The sequence below is a fragment of the Comamonas sp. B-9 genome (genome assembly GCF_000410635.1).
In the GTDB taxonomy this organism is placed as follows: domain Bacteria; phylum Pseudomonadota; class Gammaproteobacteria; order Burkholderiales; family Burkholderiaceae_C; genus Comamonas.
Window position 1 is genome coordinate 1 of record NZ_KE148589.1, and the last position, 20129, is coordinate 20129.

The 20129-nt window shown below is 55.2% G+C and carries 16 protein-coding genes, 4 tRNA genes and 2 pseudogenes; 6 read left to right on the forward strand and 16 right to left on the reverse strand.

The features are described from left to right. Positions 1 to 113: 113 nt before the first annotated feature. From H928_RS0114245 to H928_RS0114260, 4 genes are all read right to left on the reverse strand, one after another. Positions 114 to 188, reverse strand: a tRNA-Thr gene (locus tag H928_RS0114245). A 39-nt stretch (positions 189 to 227) separates the two neighbouring features. After that, positions 228 to 301 (reverse strand) — tRNA-Gly (locus H928_RS0114250). Between the two features lie 53 nt (positions 302 to 354). Further along, a tRNA-Tyr gene (locus H928_RS0114255) sits at positions 355 to 440 on the reverse strand. Positions 441 to 593: 153 nt separating this feature from the next. Continuing rightward, a tRNA-Arg gene (locus H928_RS0114260) sits at positions 594 to 670 on the reverse strand. A gap of 643 nt (positions 671 to 1313) precedes the next feature. Here H928_RS0114260 and H928_RS31605 point away from each other — a divergent pair. Continuing rightward, complete coding sequence (locus H928_RS31605) at positions 1314 to 1763, forward strand: hypothetical protein (protein ID WP_148293165.1); 450 nt, start codon at positions 1314 to 1316, stop codon at positions 1761 to 1763. 151 nt (positions 1764 to 1914) lie between these two features. On the opposite strand, the pseudogene H928_RS30845 reads toward H928_RS31605, so the two are convergent. The 6 genes and pseudogenes from H928_RS30845 to H928_RS0114295 all read right to left on the reverse strand — a co-directional run. After that, positions 1915 to 2271 (reverse strand): annotated as a pseudogene (locus tag H928_RS30845) (transposase); the annotation flags it as partial. A 37-nt stretch (positions 2272 to 2308) separates the two neighbouring features. After that, the gene (locus tag H928_RS0114270) at positions 2309 to 4828 is read right to left on the reverse strand and encodes a heavy metal translocating P-type ATPase (RefSeq protein ID WP_148293166.1); all 2520 of its coding nucleotides are present in this window, start codon (positions 4826 to 4828) and stop codon (positions 2309 to 2311) included. Positions 4829 to 5127: 299 nt separating this feature from the next. Next, positions 5128 to 6054 (reverse strand): copper homeostasis membrane protein CopD, encoded by a 927-nt coding sequence (gene copD, locus H928_RS0114280; protein ID WP_021027124.1) that lies wholly within the window; start codon positions 6052 to 6054, stop codon positions 5128 to 5130. Positions 6055 to 6058: 4 nt separating this feature from the next. Then, the gene (copC, locus tag H928_RS0114285; protein WP_021027125.1) at positions 6059 to 6445 is read right to left on the reverse strand and encodes a copper homeostasis periplasmic binding protein CopC; all 387 of its coding nucleotides are present in this window, start codon (positions 6443 to 6445) and stop codon (positions 6059 to 6061) included. A gap of 108 nt (positions 6446 to 6553) precedes the next feature. Beyond that, complete coding sequence (locus H928_RS0114290; protein ID WP_021027126.1) at positions 6554 to 7525, reverse strand: copper resistance protein B; 972 nt, start codon at positions 7523 to 7525, stop codon at positions 6554 to 6556. Positions 7526 to 7550: 25 nt separating this feature from the next. Next, positions 7551 to 9413, reverse strand: coding sequence for a copper resistance system multicopper oxidase (locus H928_RS0114295; RefSeq protein ID WP_021027127.1), 1863 nt, complete (start codon positions 9411 to 9413; stop codon positions 7551 to 7553). Between the two features lie 365 nt (positions 9414 to 9778). Between H928_RS0114295 and H928_RS0114300 the strand changes: the two genes are divergently transcribed. Beyond that, positions 9779 to 10462 carry a heavy metal response regulator transcription factor gene (locus tag H928_RS0114300; RefSeq protein ID WP_021027128.1) on the forward strand — a complete coding sequence of 228 codons (684 nt, stop codon included), beginning with the start codon at positions 9779 to 9781 and terminating at the stop codon, positions 10460 to 10462. Beyond that, the gene (locus tag H928_RS0114305; protein ID WP_021027129.1) at positions 10463 to 11893 is read left to right on the forward strand and encodes a heavy metal sensor histidine kinase; all 1431 of its coding nucleotides are present in this window, start codon (positions 10463 to 10465) and stop codon (positions 11891 to 11893) included. It abuts the gene before it with no gap. A gap of 13 nt (positions 11894 to 11906) precedes the next feature. Here H928_RS0114305 and H928_RS30850 read toward each other — a convergent pair whose 3' ends face one another. After that, on the reverse strand, positions 11907 to 12191 hold the full coding sequence (locus H928_RS30850) for a heavy-metal-associated domain-containing protein (protein WP_084635807.1): 285 nt from the start codon (positions 12189 to 12191) through the stop codon (positions 11907 to 11909). Between the two features lie 207 nt (positions 12192 to 12398). Between H928_RS30850 and H928_RS0114310 the strand changes: the two genes are divergently transcribed. Both H928_RS0114310 and H928_RS27855 read left to right on the forward strand, forming a co-directional pair. Beyond that, entirely contained in the window at positions 12399 to 13331 is a 933-nt protein-coding gene (locus tag H928_RS0114310) for an IS5 family transposase (protein WP_021027130.1), read from the forward strand. Between the two features lie 186 nt (positions 13332 to 13517). Then, a complete protein-coding gene (locus H928_RS27855) occupies positions 13518 to 14618 on the forward strand; it encodes an aromatic acid exporter family protein (protein ID WP_239644972.1) in 1101 nt (366 codons plus the stop codon). A gap of 15 nt (positions 14619 to 14633) precedes the next feature. Here the strand turns inward: H928_RS27855 and H928_RS27860 are convergent. The 5 genes and pseudogenes from H928_RS27860 to H928_RS32750 all read right to left on the reverse strand — a co-directional run. Then, positions 14634 to 15106, reverse strand: a pseudogene (locus H928_RS27860) (transposase); the annotation flags it as partial. A 751-nt stretch (positions 15107 to 15857) separates the two neighbouring features. Then, positions 15858 to 16691 carry a hypothetical protein gene (locus tag H928_RS0114330; protein ID WP_021027132.1) on the reverse strand — a complete coding sequence of 278 codons (834 nt, stop codon included), beginning with the start codon at positions 16689 to 16691 and terminating at the stop codon, positions 15858 to 15860. Positions 16692 to 16783: 92 nt separating this feature from the next. Further along, positions 16784 to 17812: a hypothetical protein gene (locus tag H928_RS30155; RefSeq protein WP_021027133.1), complete on the reverse strand. Its 1029-nt coding sequence runs from the start codon at positions 17810 to 17812 to the stop codon at positions 16784 to 16786. Positions 17813 to 17948: 136 nt separating this feature from the next. Then, the gene (locus H928_RS30855; RefSeq protein WP_084635808.1) at positions 17949 to 18875 is read right to left on the reverse strand and encodes a DUF2628 domain-containing protein; all 927 of its coding nucleotides are present in this window, start codon (positions 18873 to 18875) and stop codon (positions 17949 to 17951) included. A 281-nt stretch (positions 18876 to 19156) separates the two neighbouring features. Then, a complete protein-coding gene (locus H928_RS32750; protein ID WP_052330003.1) occupies positions 19157 to 19462 on the reverse strand; it encodes a hypothetical protein in 306 nt (101 codons plus the stop codon). Between the two features lie 129 nt (positions 19463 to 19591). Between H928_RS32750 and H928_RS0114355 the strand changes: the two genes are divergently transcribed. Next, positions 19592 to 19855: a helix-turn-helix domain-containing protein gene (locus H928_RS0114355; protein WP_021027136.1), complete on the forward strand. Its 264-nt coding sequence runs from the start codon at positions 19592 to 19594 to the stop codon at positions 19853 to 19855. Positions 19856 to 20129 lie beyond the last annotated feature (274 nt).

Below are 20129 nucleotides of genomic sequence, written 5' to 3' on the forward strand. Positions count from 1 at the left end.
CCCACGTTCACGTGCGGCTTGGTGCGCTCGAATTTTCCTTTTGCCATTCTAGACTCCGAAAAAACCTAAACCTAATGGGATATAGCGCAACAAGAACCGTGCGCACTTAAATATGGTGCCCATGGGCAGGATCGAACTGCCGACCTCCCCCTTACCAAGGGGGTGCTCTACCACTGAGCCACATGGGCAATTTTTTCAAATTGCAACAGGATCGCTTTACTGCAGACTGGAGCGGGAGACGGGAATCGAACCCGCGTCATTAGCTTGGAAGGCTAGGGTTCTACCATTGAACTACTCCCGCATCAACCGCGCCAGAAGCGCAATTGCTGCAAAGCTTTCTTCTTCAACCATTTCTGGTGGAGGGGACTGGATTCGAACCAGTGTAGGCGTAAGCCAACAGATTTACAGTCTGCCCCCTTTAGCCACTCGGGCACCCCTCCGAAGAAGAACCAGATTGTAGCATCATTTTTGGCTGTTTTTAGAAACTTCCGATTTCTCGCAAATTTCTTCAAGGGACGCAACCCGAACAAACCCGAAAACAATGCTTCACTCTATATAAAAAGCCCCGAGACCTGAATCTCGAGGCTCTTAACTGGTGCGGCTGGCAGGAATCGAACCCACGACCCCTTGGTTCGTAGCCAAGTACTCTATCCAGCTGAGCTACAGCCGCTAAGCTGTGTATTGTAGGCGGTTTTTGGGCACCTCGGACGAATCGGCCAGGTTTTTTCAAAAAATCGTGCGGAAAGCGGGCGATCCGTCGCAACGATGGCGCGCATGGAACCTCTTTGGTGCCTGCAGAGACACATCGCAATGCCCGACCAGCGGCACGCAAAGGCCTGGTAGCCACTGCTGCGCAACACCCCTCCGGGGAACGCAGCCCGATCTGCAGCCGCGCAAGCCAACACCTGCACGCCAGCAGCACCCAACAGGAACCAGGCAACAAAAAACCCGCGCTGCGACTCCGCAGGCGGGTTGGTGCTGCTCTGGCAGAGCACAAAAAAGGCGGCTGGCGGGGATCTAAAAAATCTTCTCATCCCGCATAAAATCACGACTGCACTGAGAACTCATCAAAATATACCAACAAAAATACCAACACTTTTCAAAGTGCCCTACATCTGCTGCGACCCAGTTGATGTCTTGAGCTACTCACCCATAACCGACCTTCACAGCACATCGACGCGGGCGTTTAGCCAATGACAGGTTTCATGTGAGCAACTGACGGTAGCTGTCAGGCAGCCAGAGGACTACTGACAGTACGCTATCGCTACTCATGAATAAGCCCTGTCCTCATCCGTAAGGATGAGTCTCGCTCGATGCTCATTCTTGAGCTCGATGAAACTGGGATTCGACTTGTTTCGAAGAAGAGCAGGGCAAGCGGTGATGTGCCGGTAATCGACGTCAACAGCAAAGAATTGCTGTCCGTCTTCGAAGGCCTTGATTCAGTGCGTGTGATTGTTCAATCTAAGCGCATTGTCGTATTGCCGCTGCAAGCTGACCTGGCACAGCGCGAACGTCTGGGGCGTCTGATCGACAAGCTGCGCTCCAGCGAGCCTCTCAAGCTCGGATCGGTTGCACACGGAGGAGGTGTCTTGTCCCATGCCGTACATCACGGTCTGCGTGACGCCGGCATCGCCAACCAACTGGCCTTTGCGAACGAGATCCGCAGCGAGCTGCTCGATCAAAGCGCTTTGCATGACAGTGCCTGGCATGAGGAAACAGTCGCTCTTGCTGCTCCTTTGCAGCACCTGGCTTTTAATCCTTGAACTACAGCAATCGCCAACACCGGGGTTGAGCTCCACCAGTTCTGAGCGTCCACTTCATCCTTGAAGCCGGCCGTTCCACCGCTCGGTTCTCCGCATGCCGCCTCGAATGACTGCAACTACGAACACCCACAAGCTCATATCGACTGTTGATTCAACCGATCCACGCAACACATTCGTTGAACATCTCAGCCGGTTTTTTTAACCCAAGGTCTTCCTTGGCCGCTCGTTTAATTTTCCTGCAATCGCATCCAACTCATCTTGCGAGTTGCCCGATATGTCGATGCCCTTGGGCAGATACTGCCTGAGTAGGCCGTTGGTGTTCTCGTTCATTCCACACTGCCACGGTGTACGAGTCCTTGTCCACCAACTTGAGCAGCATTACGTAGCGGTTGTGCCGCTCTACTAGCGTTGCCACCCGGCTGTAAGCATCGCCGAACAACAGATCACCTTCCCAATGTCCCGGCACTGCACGATCCTCGATGCAAGCCGGGCGCTCGCTGACGGGTACGGCATCGAGCGGGACTACCACGTGAATCGATTGAAATTCACCGATGAGACTGCTGACTTCTTAAACGCAGTGCATTGAAGATCACAGACGCCGAACTCAGGCTCATAGCAAGTGCCGCGATCATGGGCGACAGAAGCCACCCTGTGAACGGATACAGAACTCCCGCTGCAATTGGCACACCAATTCCGTTGTAGATGAAGGCAAACAGCAAGTTCTGTCGCATATTGCGCACTGTGTCAGTTGAGATTTCACGAGACTGGGCAATGCCACGCAAATCACCCTTGACCAGCGTGATCTGACCGCTGTTCATTGCTACGTCGGTCCCTGTTCCCATGGCTACACCTACATCAGCTTTTGCCAAGGCCGGCGCATCGTTGATTCCGTCACCAGCCATGGCAACCACATGGCCTTCACTTTGCAATCGCTCCACGAGAGCTAGCTTGTCGACGGGCTTGACTTCGCCATGGACTTCATCAATTCCAAGCTTGGCACCAACAGCCTTGGCTGTGGTCAGACCATCTCCGGTTGCCATGACAATTCGCAAGCCGCTTGCATGAAGCGTTTGAATGGCATCCAAAGTGCTAGCTTTGATAGGGTCTGTTACTGCCAGGATGCCTGCGAACTTCCCATCAGCCGCTAAATGCATGATGCTTGCACCCTCTCCTCGCAGGCGTTCTCCGTCCGATTGCAAGGAAGATACAGAAACGCCTTCTTGAGCCATCAGTGTGGTGTTGCCTAATGCCAAGCGCCGCCCCTCAACGGTTCCACGTACACCAATACCGCTGGCGGAATCGAAGTCCACAGGTTTAGCGAGTTGCAAGCCTTGTTCACGTGCAGCTCGGACGATGGCATCCGCAAGTGGATGCTCGCTACCCTGATCCAAGCTAGCGGCAAGCCTCAAAACTTCGTCAGCGGTGAAATCTGGAGTAGGAATCGCTTTATCGAATGCAGGCCGACCTTCTGTAAGGGTGCCCGTTTTATCTACGATGAGCGTATCCACTTCACGCATCTTTTCTATGGCGCCTGCGTCACGGAACAAAACGCCTTGCTCTGCAGCGCGCCCTGTTGCCACCATTACTGACATGGGTGTGGCCAAACCTAGCGCGCATGGGCAGGCGATGATGAGTACCGCGACGGCATTGATCAACCCAAACACCCAACTGGGCTCTGGGCCAAAAATTCCCCAGACGAAGAAGGTCACTACAGCGACTAGCACGACAACCAGAACAAACTTTCCAGCCACTACGTCGGCCATTCGCTGCATCGGTGCCTTCGACCGTTGGGCCGATGCAACCATCTGAACGATCTGGGAAAGCATGGTGGCAGCCCCCACCTTTTCTGACCTCATGACCAGAGCTCCACTCGTATTGAGTGTGGCGCCGATCAGTTTGTCGTCAACGCGCTTTGTCACAGGTATTGGCTCGCCCGTGAGCATCGATTCATCAACGGCGCTTTGCCCTTCCGTGACAATGCCATCCACGGGTACTTTCTCGCCTGGACGTACGCGCAGCAGGTCTCCGACATGCACGTGGCTAAGGGGAACATCTTCCTCACTGCCATCTTCATTGATACGCCTTGCCGTCTTAGGAGCTAGGCTAAGCAATGATTTGATAGCGGCTGAGGTCTGAGAACGAGCCTTCAGTTCGATGATCTGTCCCAACATGGTCAAAGAAATGATGACCACCGCTGCCTCGTAATAAACCGCTACACGGCCCATGGATACGAACGAGTCGGGAAACACGCCGGGTGCCAGCGTCGCTACGAGGCTGTAGACAAAGGCAGCTCCCGATCCCAAGCTGATCAACGTCCACATGTTCGGACTGCGGTGGATGATTGACTGCCAGCCTCGAACAAAAAAGGGCCAGCCCGTCCATAGCACCACGGGCAGTGAAAGTGCCAACTCGACCCACGTTTGGGTCTGCATAGTGAACCAGCCGAACTTGTGTCCGAACATGGCCAGAGTGGTAACAATCAGCGTGAGTGGCAGCGTCCACCAGAATCGCCGTTGGAAGTCTTGCAACTCACTGTTGTCCTCTTCTCCAACCGGGATCAGTGGCTCAAGAGTCATTCCACACTTGGGGCAGTTTCCGGGATGATCTTGCCGGACCTCCGGATGCATCGGGCAGGTATAGATCGTTCCGGTCGGAACCACGCCCGATTCATCAAACGATTTCTGATCTGAATGACTTGCAGCCACATGAGCATGTTCGTGCGAGCTGAGCAACTGGGCCTCAGGCACCAAATGCATTTGGCACTTTGGGCAGCGCCCCGGATGATCTTGATGGACTTCAGGATGCATTGGGCATACATAGACCGTGTCCCCTCCTGCGTGATCAGCCTGTTCGTTACTCGATATGAATTGCGCGGGGCCATGAGCAAATTTTTGCTGGCAACCGTTACTGCAGAAGCGATAGATCCGTCCTTCGTGAACTATCCGATGGGGCGACTGTAGAGAGACAGTCATGCCGCAAACTGGATCCTTCAGAAGCTCGGCCTCAGTCTTGGTGTTTTCCAACTCAACTGACTCTGAAGAAGATCGATGCTGATGATGTTGCATGCAGATGGCCCTTCGCGATGTTCGATCGATTCTTGGCTCTTACACCATGTGAATGTCAAGCCAGAATCTGCTCGAGAAATAACTCTGTCCGCCTCTTCTGAGGTCCCGCAACCTGAGTACGGTGCTTGTGGTCATCTCAATCCAAGAAATGATTCTGGGGTTGAGGTGGCCTTTGTCATGACTACCTGACACGGAGATCATCCAAGCACGAATCCTCCGAAGCGATGTACCCTTCCTCTCCGTATGTAGTTCTGCCTTGTGCAGTCCCCGTGTCAGCTGTCGGTGGGTGATCTAAAGGTTCAAATTCCTTTTGGCGAAAGAATCCCTAACCAAGCCACACTCGCCAAAACCAGAACTGCCAGTGTTGCTTCCATGAACAGGCTCTGGCGTAGCTTAGCGACTGCTTGTGCATGATTTCCAGAGGTCAACGATGCCTCCAGACTTGGACTTAGCCGGAACCGATTTGCCGAAGCCAAAGCAAGCATTCCGAGAACCAGCAACAGCTTGCCTAACAGCAACTGACCATAGAGTGTCGAAACAAGCGGATCAAGCGAAGGCCCTGCGATCAATACGTAGTTGAGTACACCACTGATCCCCAGAACGACCACGATCAGCGTCCCGACCTGGGCGAAGCCATTTGATGTTCGGCTCAATATTGCTACTGTGTTTGATGCCTTATTCGCACTCGATACGGCCAAGATCAAAAAGGCGAGTAACGCACCGACCCATGCCCCTGCAGCCCAGAGGTGCGAGATGTCCGAAGCCAGGTGGATGTATCCGCGCACTCCATCGTCCATCGCACCATGACCAGTCCAGGCCAGGGTCGCGAGTGCCACACCGCTAGATACGGACATGGCAACAAAGCGCAATGTTGGATTGAATTTCACCAATGCGATCAAGATGCAAAGCACAAGTGCAAGAATACGAATGCACCAAGCTAGGCCCATGTGGGTGCCGGTGATGAGCATCTCGAACACATGCGTTGATAACTCGGTATATGTTTGCGCACCGGACATTGCCTTGGCAAGGACTGTCATGCTGACCACGGACAGCCCAATTCCGAATGCTGCAAATGCACCGACACATATTCGATAGCTGCGCGCAATTGCCAAGGATCGCTCGTCACGGCCAAGGGCATAGACGCCAAACATGGCAACGCCAAAAGCCGCTGCCATGTCCAGATAAAGCGCAAGGCGCAATACGATGGTGAACCAATCCTCGGCCATGTGCTTACTTCACCTGGAATGTGACGTTGCCATTGATAGGGTGTGTATCTGACGACACGGCACGCCAATCCACACGATAGGCACCAGGCTGAAGCGTCTGGGCAGGAGTAATGACCATGGTTTTGCCATCGCTAGCGCCAGAGACGCTTGCGCTGACCTTCATTGCGCCGTGATTTGGCATTCCGGGCATCCCCGTCATGATCAAGTTCGCTGCTGAGAACTGAGGAACCAGCGTCTCAGAGAACTTCAACTCAATCGTTGCAGGGGCCGCGACCTGCGACTTATCCGCAGGCGAAGAGGAAACTAACGAAGGATGTGCAAATGCTGCGGAAGCGAACATTGTTGCGGCGATTGGCGCGATGAATTTTGCGACCAGGCTTGAGCGATGCATGAGGACTCCTATTTAAGTGTGATAGTGGTTTGAAAGGGATGTCGAATCTAGGACGGAGGAGTTGGCGCACCCAAGGACGCGCCAACTAGGAGTAAGACATTGGACAGGCTAGAACCAGAAACGGACACCGGCCACCCAACGTGTTTGCCGAGCACGGCCGCCTTCTGCGCGAACGAGATCTGCGGTACGCCCGAAACTTCCCGCACGTTCCACACCGATATATGGAGCGAACTGACGGCTGAACTCGTAGCGCAGTCGCAGGCCAGCAGATGCTTCGGCTAGGCCCTTGCCGATATGGCGCTCTGGATCATCCTTGCCGTAAAACTGCATTTCAGCTCTAGGCTCAAGGATCAGGCGCTGAGTCAGCAATAGTTCGTAGCTTGCATTTAGGCGAAGCGCAGTTCTGCCACCACTGCCAACATAGGCTGTGGCCTCCAGCTCGAACCAGTAAGGGGCTAAGCCCTGTACACCAAATGCTAGCCATTGACGGCTAGGCCCCACTCCGTTGTCTAAGCGCACACCGAGTTGCGTATCCCAGTAGGTTGTGACCGCCCTGCTCCATAGCAGCTCGGTGCGAGCCTCTTCGAGCTTTCCTTTGGCGACGTCACCTTCTGCCTTTAAGACAGCTTTGTTGTATGCGGTGCCATACCATGCTTGCAAGTCATAGGCCGTCGAATCTTCGCCTCTACGCGAAAAACGGCGTTCCAGGGTCTCACCTCGCAGCGAGGCAAAGGTATGCTCGTCCGCAAGCATCAAGCGTGGGACGCCAGGCACCGCGTAGTCGCCCGATCCCAAGGTCAACCCATTGGAGTACCCATGAGGGTCACGAGCATCTGGAGGTGCGGATCCCCCTTGCATCTGCATGCTGCCGTGATCCATCGCAGGGGCACTTGCGGCGCTTTCAGTCATAGCGCCATGACCGGCGTGTGGATCAGCTGCAGTTGTGGCGGGGCTTGTCGGCGCTTCCATTTGCATACCGGCTTGACCATGCGATGAATGGTCGCTTTGGGCCTGTGCCGCAATGCTCACAAGAGCAAGGACTGCAGTGGACAATGCACGAATAGGGAGTGCTTTGGACATTTTTGATCTTCCTTGTGATGTTTGTTCAAGACACTACGACTTCGCGGAACATGCCAGCATCCATGTGGAACATCAGGTGGCAATGCCAAGCCCAGCGTCCGAGAGCATCTGCCGTCACCAAGAAGCTGATGCGTTGTGCAGGCTGTACTGGCAAGGTGTGTCGACGGGCAAGGAAGCGACCATCAGGGCTCTCCAGTTCACTCCACATACCATGCAAATGCATTGGGTGAGTCATCATGGTGTCGTTGTGTAGGATGACCCGCAAACGTTCACCGTGACGGAAGTGAACAGGTGTTGATTGCCCGAACTCCAAACCATCAAGAGACCAGGAATAGCGTTCCATATTGCCGGTCAGGTGCAACTCCACCTCACGTCCTGGACCGCGCGAGTCCATTGGACCTGAAGGCGTATGCAGATCTGCCAAGGTCAGCACCCGTCTGCCGTTATTGCGCAGACCGATGCCCGGATCGTCGAGATTGGTGCGTGCCATATCGACCCGCATATCAGTGCTCGCCCCATACTCCGTTCGGGCATGGCGTGCGGTAGTGCTGGGCACAGCCAATCCTCCTGCTGACATGGCATGCTGACTATGGTCCATCGCCATACCACCGTGATTCATGCCGCCCATCGCACCATGATCCATGCCGGCCATTGCCCCCGACATACCAGCCATGCCCGTCATCCCAGACATGCCGGTCATCTCCATGTCGGCACCGGAAGTACCATGGCTCATGGCGCCCATCATGTCGCTCATACCCAGCCATTCGACGGGATCGAGTGCAGGGACAGGAGCTTGCAGACCTTCGCGCACTGCTAACGTAGCGCGTGCATAGCCTGTTCGGTCCATCGACTGAGCAAAGATCGTATAGGCGTCATCACGTGGCTCGACAATCACGTCTATGGTTTCGCCAGGGCCGAATCGGAATTCATCGACAGTCACAGGCTCTACGTCGACGCCGTCAACATGCACCACAGTGAGCTTCAGACCCGGAATACGTACGTCATAGAAGGTATTGCCCGCACCATTGACCATGCGCAATCGGACACGCTCGCCCGGACGGAAAAGAGCAGTCCAATTGCCTGCAGGTGTGACGCCATTTGCGAGGTAGGTCAAAGTCGCAGAAGAGAGGTCGGCTAAATCCGTTGGACTCATGCGCATCTCGTTCCACATCTTGCGCTTGTCTAATGCCGCCGACACTCCATCACGCGATACATCACGGAAGAAGTCGAAGATCGTGGGCTGGTTGTAGTTGTAATAGTCGCCCTGAACCTTGAGTTTTGCGAAGACGCGCATGGGGTCTTCGTCAGTCCAGTCAGAGAAGAGCACGACATGGTCACGATCTGCACGGATAGTCTCAGGTCCTGCGGGATCGATGATGATTGCTCCGTACATGCCGGTGAGCTCCTGCATGCCTGAATGTGAGTGATACCAGTAGGAACCGCTTTGCTGAACCTTGAAACGGTAAGTGAACGTCTCTCCAGGAGGAATGCCCGCAAAGCTGATGCCTGGAACTCCGTCCATCTGGTAGGGCAAGATAATGCCGTGCCAATGAATAGAAGTGGCCTCGCGAAGCTTGTTCGTGACTCGAATCGTCACCGTCTCACCCTCTCGCCAGCGCAGGGTTGGTGCAGGAAGCGATCCATTGATCGTTGTCGCCATGCCAGGCTTGCCTGTAAAGTTCACGGCGGACTCGGCGATCACCAGATCGAACTCGTTACCCTTCAGCACCGGAGCGGCCCCACGGACTGTGGAGCTCTGCTGAGCGAATGCCATGAGCGACTGCGTTGACAGGCCCGCCAGCACGCCCCCCGCTGCCAGCCCCTGAACGAAGCGCCGACGAGAGAACCCCTGAGTGGGAGTGACAATAAATGGCGAATGACGCGGCATACGGTGAAATCCTCCAGAGCTTTCAACAAAATCGTTTTCAGCGACGCTGCCTGAAACAACAATCGCTCGATATGTTCAATATACTAGGGCGCACCGAATTTCGATGAAGTGACTCACGCATTACATTCATGTAATGCTCGCGTCATGTTCTGTGCGACTGGGGGCGTCTATCCATAAAAGCGTTCGTTGCCACCGGGAGGCTCACGCTGCTCGCCACGATTGACGACTTCCCAGGAGGGAACAACAAGGCCGTGTTGAGCCTTTCTATCGCCAGGATTTCATGAACATTACATTTTTCTTATCTTCATGTCAGAGTGCATCAAACTCGGCACACTCTTGATCGTCCACTGCAGCGGAGCGAGTACATGAGGATTTTGATTGTCGAAGATGAGCCTAAAACAGGTGAATACCTGCGCCAAGGACTGACCGAGGCTGGCTACATTGCTGACCTCGTCTCAAATGGCTCAGACGGCTTACATCTGGCTCTGCAAGGTGAATACTCCTTGGTGATCTTGGATGTCATGCTGCCGGGCCTCAATGGTTGGCAGGTGCTCCAGTCTCTGCGTGATCGGGGACTACATATGCCGGTCCTGTTTCTTACTGCACGGGACCATGTCGAGGACCGTGTCAAAGGACTAGAGCTCGGCGCAGATGATTACCTGGTAAAGCCGTTTTCGTTCGCAGAGCTACTCGCCAGAGTTCGCATCATTCTTAGACGCGGACATCCGGCCAATGAAGGTACTACTCTGACTGTTGCAGATCTCGAGCTAGACCTGCTGCGTCGCCGCGTATCTCGCAACGGCAAACGTGTTGACCTCACAGCCAAAGAGTTCGGACTCTTAGAGTTGCTGATGCGCCGACATGGTGAAGTGCTGCCACGTTCATTGATCGCATCGCAGGTATGGGACATGAATTTCGACAGCGACACCAACGTCATTGAGGTGGCCATGCGCCGTCTGCGGGCCAAAATTGACGAAGGCCACTCGATCAAACTGATCCAGACCGTACGGGGAATGGGCTATGTGCTTGAAGTCCCCGAGGAGGAATAGGTGCAGCGTCTCACTCGCAAGGTAAAGCTCTCTTTAACGAGTCGCTTGGCCCTCTGCTTCACGGCTGTTGCGGCAGCCGTAGTGCTAGGTTTAGGCGGCCTATTTCTAGTCGTTACAGAAAAGCATTTCGTGGAATTGGACCGAATGACGCTTCAGGACAAGCGCCATTTAATCGAGAAAATTCTCCAGAACACCAAGTCAGTCGATGATGCTCGTTGGCGTTTAAATGAGGCACTGAACTATCACGAGGATCTTCAAGTCCAGGTGAAAGATGCCCAAGGAGAAACCGTATTTCAATCGCCCGCATCCGGCTTCGCAGTGCCGGATCGCAATTCGGCTTTTATCGACAAGGAAGGATCGTTTGGTGTGTGGCGGCATGCAGACGCAGAATTCCACATATTAAGCTTTGAGACGCTACCGGCCTACGCACCATCACCATTAAAGGTACTGATCGCTGCAGACACCAAGCATCACATCCAATTTCTCGACGGAATTCGAGCAAGCTTCGCCATCTATGTAATTGCAGCAATTTTGTTGTGCTCACTGCTATCTTGGCTCGCTGCGAGACAAGGGCTGGCACCGTTGCGTGAGATGAAATCACGGGCAGCTGTTGTGACAGGACAGAAGTTGAGTGAGCGCATGCCGGTCGAGGCTGTGCCCGTTGAAATGGCTGACCTGGCGCATGAGCTCAATCGCATGCTGGATCGGCTGCAGGACGATTTTCAGCGCCTGACAGATTTCGCGTCTGATTTGGCTCATGAACTACGTACGCCCATCAGCAACCTGTTGACGCAGACTCAGGTTGTGCTGGCATCCAAGCGTGATGCCGCGACATACCGAGACATTCTTGCCTCAAATGCCGAAGAGTTTCAGCGTCTGGCTCGTATGGTGTCAGACATGCTATTCCTAGCCAAAACCGAACGAGGCGTAAGCTTGCCGCGCAAAGAGCAATTCTCCGCAAAGCAAGAAGCATATGCATTGCTGGAGTTTTACGAGGCTGTCGCGGAAGAAAAGCAAATTCATTTGAAGCTAAAAGGCGATGGACGCGTTGATGGTGATCGGTTGATGTTCCATCGTGCTGTGAGTAATTTGCTATCTAATGCTTTGCGCTACACGCCGCAGGCAGGGACGGTCACCATCGACATTGCGGCCTCCACCTCCTGGACACTTGTCACTGTGGAAAATACAGGGCAGGACATTGATCCCAAAGTCCTGCCCAGGTTATTTGACCGCTTCTATCGCGCTGACCCCTCCAGGGCACATCCGGACTCAGACGGTAGCGGATTGGGTTTGGCGATTACCCGAGCGATTGTTGAAGCCCATGGTGGCGCCATTGCAGCAACTTCAGCCGATGGACGAACTCGCTTCACCTTGAAATTTCCCACTCCGCAGCCGACTTCCAAAGCAGATCAGAAAACAGGTTTTTCTTGAAAGAAAGAAGACACTATCCGCAGCAAGATGTCTTTGCTGAAGTTGAGCCGCAGCATTTCGTCTGCGGCTTCTCAGCGTTAGCCTCCTCGGCTGTGGCTAACGCCAATAATTCTGGAGCGTATCCAGCGGTCTGAATAGCCAACATGTAGTCGGTGTCGCTCAGATCGCCGGAGACGTGCACTGTTTTATCCTGAGGATTCACTCCGATCTTTGCGGCATCATCTATCGCCAAAATGGAGCGCTGGATCCGCGCGGCACAGACACCACATTTCATGTCATTGATGCGAAAAATAGCCATTACGTACTCCTTTAAAGCTTGTGGCTAAAGTTTCATTCTTCACATGATGTGAATGTCAAGCATCTGTCTGCACAAGCACTGGAGCACGCTGTGTACGTCAAGTACGTTGGCCTTCACTTTTCGCTTTGGCATTATTGGTGTGCAGATTTGGGGCGTTGTTGGGCGTTGTTGCATAAATGCCGGTCGCAGGTGAGGTAGGCTCGAGAGATGAGTGAGACGAGCTGGGGTCGGGTTAAGTACCGCACAACGAACTGGAAGGCGTACAACGCAGCGTTGAAAGCGCGAGGAGACCTGACCATATGGCTGGATAAGGACATGCAGTGGCTGGCCCAGCCCAGGGGCAAGCGTGGTCGTTGCCAGAAGTTCTCAGATGCGGCCATCCAGTTTTGCCTGACCATCAAGGGCTTGTTTGGGCAGCCCTTGCGCCAGACGCTGGGCCTGGTGCAGTCGCTATTGCGTATGGCAGGCCTGCCTTGGCCAGTGCCCGACTACAGCACGGTGTGTCGCAGACAAAAGAGCTTGGAGGTGCAGGTGCGCTACCGAGCAAGCGACAAAGGCTTGCACCTGCTGGCTGACTCCACGGGCATCAAGTTCTTGGGCGAAGGTGAGTGGAAGACTAAAAAGCACGGCGCAGAGCGCCGCCGCCAGTGGCGCAAGGTGCATCTGGGTATTGATGCCCAGACACTGCAGATTCGGGCTATCGCAGTCACAACCAATGAAGTAGGTGACTCGCCCATGGCCGCTGTCCTACTGGGCCAGATCCCCAGCCATGAACAGGTAGCTAGCTTCACTGGTGATGGGGCCTATGACACCAAGGATGTGCATGAGGCCTGCTACCTGCGGGGAGCCATTCCAATCATCCCGCCACGCAAGGGGGCGAAGCTACGCAAGGGGCTGGCATTTGCTCACCGCAATGAAGCGGTCAAGGCGTGTAAGCAGTTGGGGCGGGCTATCTGGAAACGCTGGAGCGGCTACCACCGAAGGTCTCTGGTGGAGACCAAGATGAATTGCTTCAAGCGCCTGGGCGAGAAGGTGATGGCCAGGACGTTTGAACGCCAGGTGGCCGAGCTCAACATTCGCGCTTCAATCCTCAATCAATTTACCGCTCTGGGCACGCCCCAGACGGTCGCTGCTGCGTAAATCCGTCTGAGGTTTGGGGTAGCTCGGCCTCAGGGTGATTTATGCAACAACGCCTTGCCATGGGCGCTCACGGCGCAGGCACGGCATGAGCGCACCAGATTAGTGAGACAGAGAGTGCCGTCTCCGGTTTGGTGATGGTGTTGGTCGGCCTGTTAAATGTGCTGGCCGCACCATTGATATTGCTCGTTGCGAAATGAAGAACTGGAAAAATCCCGAGAAAGAGCTGAAATGCCAACATATTCAATGTTCAACATCTTGATCAGCCGCTCCTCGCTGGCTTGGCGCGATGCCGCCGCCTCGGCGATTGCTGCCGGCATTGCCTGGGTGCTGGCGGTGTGGATGTTTGGCCATCCACACCCAGTGTTTGCCGCGGTCACCGCGATAGTCTGCCTGTCGCCCGGACTACCGAGTCATGGCCGGCAGGCGATCGGACTGATGCTCGGCGTGGCAACCGGCATCGTGGTCGGCGAGGTCTCTCTGGTCCTGCTTCCGGAGGGATTTCTGTTACCCGAGGGGCTGTCGTTGCTTCGCCTGACGGTCGCGACTTTCTTCTCGATTTTGATCGCCGCTGCGTTCGGTCAAGCTGCCGTAGTCGCGATCCAGTCGGGCGTATCTGCTGTTCTGGTGTTAGCGCTCGGGCCCCACAGTGCAGGCTTGGTGCGACTGGAGGACGTAGGCGTAGGTGTCGTGGTGGGCCTAGTCTTCAGTCAGGTGCTCCTGACCCCTGACCCCCTTCGGCAAATCGATGCTGCAGCGGACGAATTGCTGCGCCGCCTGAGCGGCGCGTTTGAGGCCTGCGTCGAGGCGCTGGAGGCGCAGGACGCTCACAAGGCGTCGTCGGCGCTAGATGCCTTCTCTGTTGCGCATGACAATCTCATTGCTCTTGGCGCAGGTATCGACGCGGCGCGCTACTCCGCGCGCTGGTCGCTCCGTGGCCGACTCACCGCACGTGCAGTCATGGAGATGGCGGCGCTCTACGACCAGCGCGCTATCCGCCTCTATGCCTCGTCGCTGTTATTCGGCGAAGCCTTCGCCGAGGCCATGCGCAAGGGAGTACACCCCGTGCCGCAAGGGCTAGAAGTCTGCATTCACGAGGCGGCGATGCGTTGCATGCACCTATCGGGGGGGCAGACCGAATTTTTGAAAGCGCAGGCACCGGAGCCTACCGAGGTGGAGCCGGGCTGGCAGATGGTAATGGAACACTGGCGTTCCGTGTCTGAGATCCTGTCAAGCTTAGAAGAAATGCGTCGCGCTTCTAGGCCGATATCTCAGCCGCCCAATTCATGAACGCATTGTCGCGCAAGCCCTAATCTCATGGGCCATGGCCTCCGCTACCGAGGAAATCAAGCTCAACGAGACCTCTGCGCCGTACATCTCCTGCAGGTGGACCTATATCTCGCGCACCGTCATGTCTCGAGCATAAAGGGAGATGATTTTGTAGTCGTACCTGGCCCAGCGGGTCTGATGTTTGGCGATGAGCTGGGGCTTGAAGCTGCCGTTGCGGTCACGAGGCACTTCGATGGGCAACTCGTCAAAATCGCCCTTGAGTGTCTTCTTGCTCTTGCCGTTGCGGGTGTTGCCCCCGGGGTTGGCCGCGGCTTCGTTGCTCTCGAGGCTCAGGTGCTCAGTCAACTCGGCATCCAGGGCGCGCTCGACAAGCAATTTGGTTAACTGGTTGAGCAGGCCTTGTCGCCGATAAGGTCTTCAGGCTTCTTGAAGTTGGCCAGCAAGTCGGACAACAGTTCGTCGGGTACTTCGTGTTTCTTGGTGCCCATGGTGCTTACGGACAGGCCAGCTTACGCCGGCGGTGGATTGTCCGTTTACACAAAATTCTGCACACCCTCCATCCAGCTTGCTGATCTCCAACCAACGCGGAGAGTCCTGTCGCATCACGAGGTCAGAATGGCGGGTAGCCCACATCAGCACATCGGGAGCGATGGCGGCAACCCGCGCCACAAGCTCGGGACAGGCAACTCGATCTTGCGCTAAGTATTGCGTTAAAGCTAAGCGAAGGGGCTCTTGGCTCCAAACATCAGCGGGTAAAGCCTTCAGGAACTCGGAGCTCCAGAGGGCTGTGTGTCGATCTCTACCACTCCACCTTTTCTTGCCCTGACCCATCGGCTTTCCGTCAAGAAATGCCATCGCTGCTTCGTCCGCTGCTGCTGAGATCGTCAAGCCTTTTTCGCGGGCTGCTGAGAACAATGTGTCGTAGTAGTGCTGGTTCATCACCTAATGCTATCTTGGCTTAGATCGCCGCTGTGAATCGAAAAACCCATTCTAGGCAGACATTGGACTGTTTTGTCCACGGGAAGATTTCTGCAGAAGCCTCGGATCAATGACTGCTCTGCGTATCAGCAGTCACGGGTACTTCAGAGTTGACTCACTGCAATCAGCCTTAAGCTGGCATCGAGATTGAAATGTGGTCGAAATGGTTTCTAGACGCCTCCTCTTCACACCACCCCTACGGGGTGAGTTTTCAAAATAAATATTTCTCAGCAATTTTGATTCGTCTGACGGATGTCAGAGTCACCGCCCGAGCACCCCCAGAAAAGACGCCATACCGATCCCTTGCATGTAGTCCAAAATTTTGCTCTCCTGTGCTTGCGAAGCAAGGCCAAGCATGCGATGCGGCTGGTTGTACTTCATCAGCGTTTGCTCCTGTCCCTTGACATCTTTAGCTTGTATCTCACCATATGTGATCACCGGCTGCCCTTCGGCATTAACTATCCACTGGAAGATTTCTGATGTGCCTTGGTACACAGGATGCCGTGCCATTGCTTCCTTTCTCAGAAGCTCTGTGTCATTCCGCTTTTGAGCGGTTAGGATGTCGTCTTCAGCGCTTTGTAGTTTTCGTTTTGCTTCGCGCCGACTTACCTCTAAACCCCTTTCATATTCTTCGATTTCGAACCGAAGGCCCATGATCTGGTCCCGTTGCAAAGATCGCTGCTCAGGTAGCGCTTGGATCCGCTCAATTGCTCGCTGCGCGCGTTCGATCAGATTTCTTTCATACGGAAAATCTTCTTCAATTCGCTTCGCCGCGCTTTCGCGATCTCTCATAGCGCTGACGACAGATTGTTCTGCAGCCTTCGTGATGCGCTGCAGATAGTCCTCTCTCATTTCTTTCTGAAAGTCTTCACCATCGATGATGGTGCATTTGTACTGCACCACCACGCGGCTCTTCCCATCCTTGAAACTATCCCAATCGATACTTTTACAAAGGGGCCGCTTGCCCAGACCGTTGGCAACTGTCGTGGTGCGAGCACCGTCGATATAGCTGGACTTGACGATGTCAACGGGGCCCTTGCTGCAAGCAGAAAGAGCGATAGCGGAGCAAGCCACAACGAGGGTGAGATTTTTCATAGGTATGTGAAAGGTGAATGGGGCCACTGCCGCGGACCATGAAGCGAAGCCTTAGAGAGACTTCCAAGGGAAATAGCTGGCACGGATGAGGCTCATCCAGTCTCCCACGCACTGCGATAGGTCACTGTCGAGCCGAGCGGCATCGCATTGCCAGGCGCGGGCGTGATGCGGTAGGCGCACCCATAGCCCTTGAAGTCCTGACCCTCGGGTCCATGGATGGAGACCTCATTCGCTTTCAGACCTGCAGCACGTAGCCGCTTGTCGTACTCCATGTCGCACTGTCCTTCTTGCTGCGGGACCATGACCATGCCTGCGAGGAGAGTCGATGCTCCTGCCTTCGGTTCACTATTCGCTGCCACTTCTGCCGTTGGACACTTGGGGAACTCCAACTCGTCCCCAAAGCTGAAGAACTCGGGTTTGACAGCGTGCAGCGCCTGCGCGGCCACATTCCGGTATTTCTGAGGCTGGCAATTGAATCCCAGATCTCTCACCACCCAGTCTTCGGATTTCTTGGCCACCATGGCGTCAGCCCACCGCCCTGCTGCCTCCATGGCCGGATCCGTTGCCAATTCTGCAGTGATCATCACCTGCCTGAACTGCAATGCCCTGCTCCCTTGCTCTACCAGGTAGACATTGGGAACATAAGCATTGCCGCAGTCCCGAAAACAGTCCGCCAGGTACTGCCCTGAGCCCATGGCTTCATCAAACGCCCCAAAGGTCATTGCATTGAGTGGCTGCCGCTTTAACATGCCCAGCAATCCGCCAATATCCACATCACACCCCGGCGAGAGTGCCACCTGGACCGAGCGTATGGCTTTGTCCTGTCCATCACTCCCCAGCACCAGTTGGCAGCCTTGGACCATGTAGTGATGCCGGTGGTCTTCGGAACGAATGGCGGGTCCCGCCCTTTGCTGTACATAGGCCAAATTCATGCCGATGGCCTCCCAGGAGATCAGTTGGGTGAGCAAATCCGGCGTCGCTGGTGCTGGCTCTTTGGTGTCCTGGGAGCCAAAGACCGATTGGGCGCGTTCGACCAAAGAAGAGACGCGATCTCGTGCACGATCCGTGCACCCCACCAGAGCTATCGCCAGGAGTAGCGCGCCGCATGTTGTCAGTTTCATAGAGACGTCAGAGATGGATATTGGTGGTCAAAGGAGCCCGGCGAATCCAACGCACTACGGAAGATGGGAATCCGGTAAGCATGGCCACCACAGAGGTCGATCCGGTCTACCGAGGTGGTTTGCTGGATCAAGGGGGTCAGCCTTCCGCAATGACACCGATCATTCCGAACAAGACAAGCAGCGCGGCCACAAAGCCGACGGCTGCGCCGATGTTGGCACCACCCTGCCGAGCCAGTTCGATGCGGGCCTGCTCTGGCGCGTGGGATGCCAGGATCTGGTCCACCCGCTGATTCACATGCTGCTGGTACCAGGCATTGCCCTTCAGGCCAAAGCCGATCGCTATACCGAGGTTGATGCTGCTCGTAATAGAGCTGGGAACGCCAATGGCAAGTTCTGCAATCAGTTCAACAACCACTACGCTGATGAAGATCCAGGAATAGAGATACATCTTGCGATACCCCATCCAGCCAAAGCCGACCAGAAAGGCAGCCCAGTTCCAGGACAACTGGTGCTTGCGCTGCGCCGCCTCCTTCCACTTGCGCTCGAAGTAGCCATGGTTCTTGCCAACAAAGATGTGGATAGCCTCCTGGCGCGACAATGAAGAAGCTGGAGCAGATCGTGGTTGCACTGCCGGCGCAGAGGTCACGGCTGGAGGTTCAGCAGGAGCAGATGCAGGAGTGGATACCGCTACGGGTGCTTGTATGGCGTCAGCAGCAATTCCAGAAGCAATTTGCACTCCAACCCCACCAGCAGAAACGGACGGCGATGAAGATGTCGGAGTAGGAGCAGCAGCCGAGAGAACAGGCACCACATCAAAGTCCAACGGTGCCTCCTGAGGAGCTAACTGGATGATGCATTGGGCGCCCGTGCTCTCAATGGCCCGCTTGTACTTGTCAGCAACCTCTGCCGTCACACCCTTCTTGACCACACAGGACGGTTGCGACAGCAGGCGTCCGGCCTGCTCGGGCGTGCACTTGAACAGAGACGCCAGCTTTTGCGCCACCTGGTGGGCATCTGCTGCAGGGTGTCTTCCGCTCAGGACAACGTCGTATTTCTCTTGCATTTGTGACTCTTCCTCTTGTCGTTACTGGTGGCACCGTAGAAGGACATAACCGGCAGTGGTCTGGCCGCTACAGCGCCAGAAGCGAAGCAAACTCATCAAATCAGAACGCACCAAGGCCAGGGCTGGAGCAAGGAATGCATCCGGCAGTACTCTGTCAAGGGTGGCTCAGTGGGAGTGCCCCAGTGATGAGACTGGCAATGAAACTGCGATACAGCGACTCACAGATAGAAAGCCAAAGGCTGTTGCTGATCGTCCCGTCAGATCGATGCCCCTACCCATGATCAACTCAAATCAGAGCCGCAGTGCTTGCACTTCCTGGCTTTGACCAGAATGGGTTCTGCGCAATAAGGGCAGTCTTTGGTGGCTTGTGCCATGGGCTGGGCGATGGCGTGTGGACCGCCTTGCTGCGACTGTGTGCGCCCCAGGCCTCCAAAGATCATCTGGAACCAGAACTTCCAAAGCTTGATGAAGCCCCATACCAGGATGGGCAGAAAGATGATGAGGCCCAGGAAGATGCCTCCCCCGCCACCACCTGCCATGGCGATATTGGGCATCAACACCCAAGGCAACAGACGCTCCAAGCGCATGCGCGCACTCCTTTTCTTGGTATTCAGTACTCGGAGATGCCCCGCTGATGCCGGATTGGGTTTCTTTCCGCATTAATATGTGAAGCAAACTCCGTAGATGTAAATGTATCAGAAACCGATGCTAGGAGGGTGTCTGCCAAACCCACTCCTCCCACTCATCTTCCCGATCCCGACAACCTGCGCGATGTTTTTGCGTACTGGGTGCGTCTCAAACGGGTCGAGAAAGGCTGGTCGCAGGAGCGACTGGCACTGGAATGCGAATTGGACAGGACGTACGTATCAGCCGTGGAGCGATCGCGCTGGAATGTGTCGCTGGCCAATATCGAGCGCATTGCGCAAGCGCTGGACGTGAAGGCCTGGACATTGATCAAGCCGCCGGAGACGCACCGGTAGCACCGGCATTGCCATAGCCGCAAAAGAAAAAAAGAATCAGAAAGGATGGACCCGGCGCTAGCCGGGTTCATCCTTTTCTCTTCTCACGTCGCATGTTGCGAATGCTTGGGCACGATGGTCACAACCTCCACACACCGGCCTTGCAATCGCGCTCCGTCCACAGAGCAGAGAATGCATTGCCCAAGTGCGCCCCATAAGACACGAGCGCCAAACCCGCTAACCCACGGCGCGCTCCACGCGTGACTGGCAACCAGTGCGGCCCTGATGGTATGCC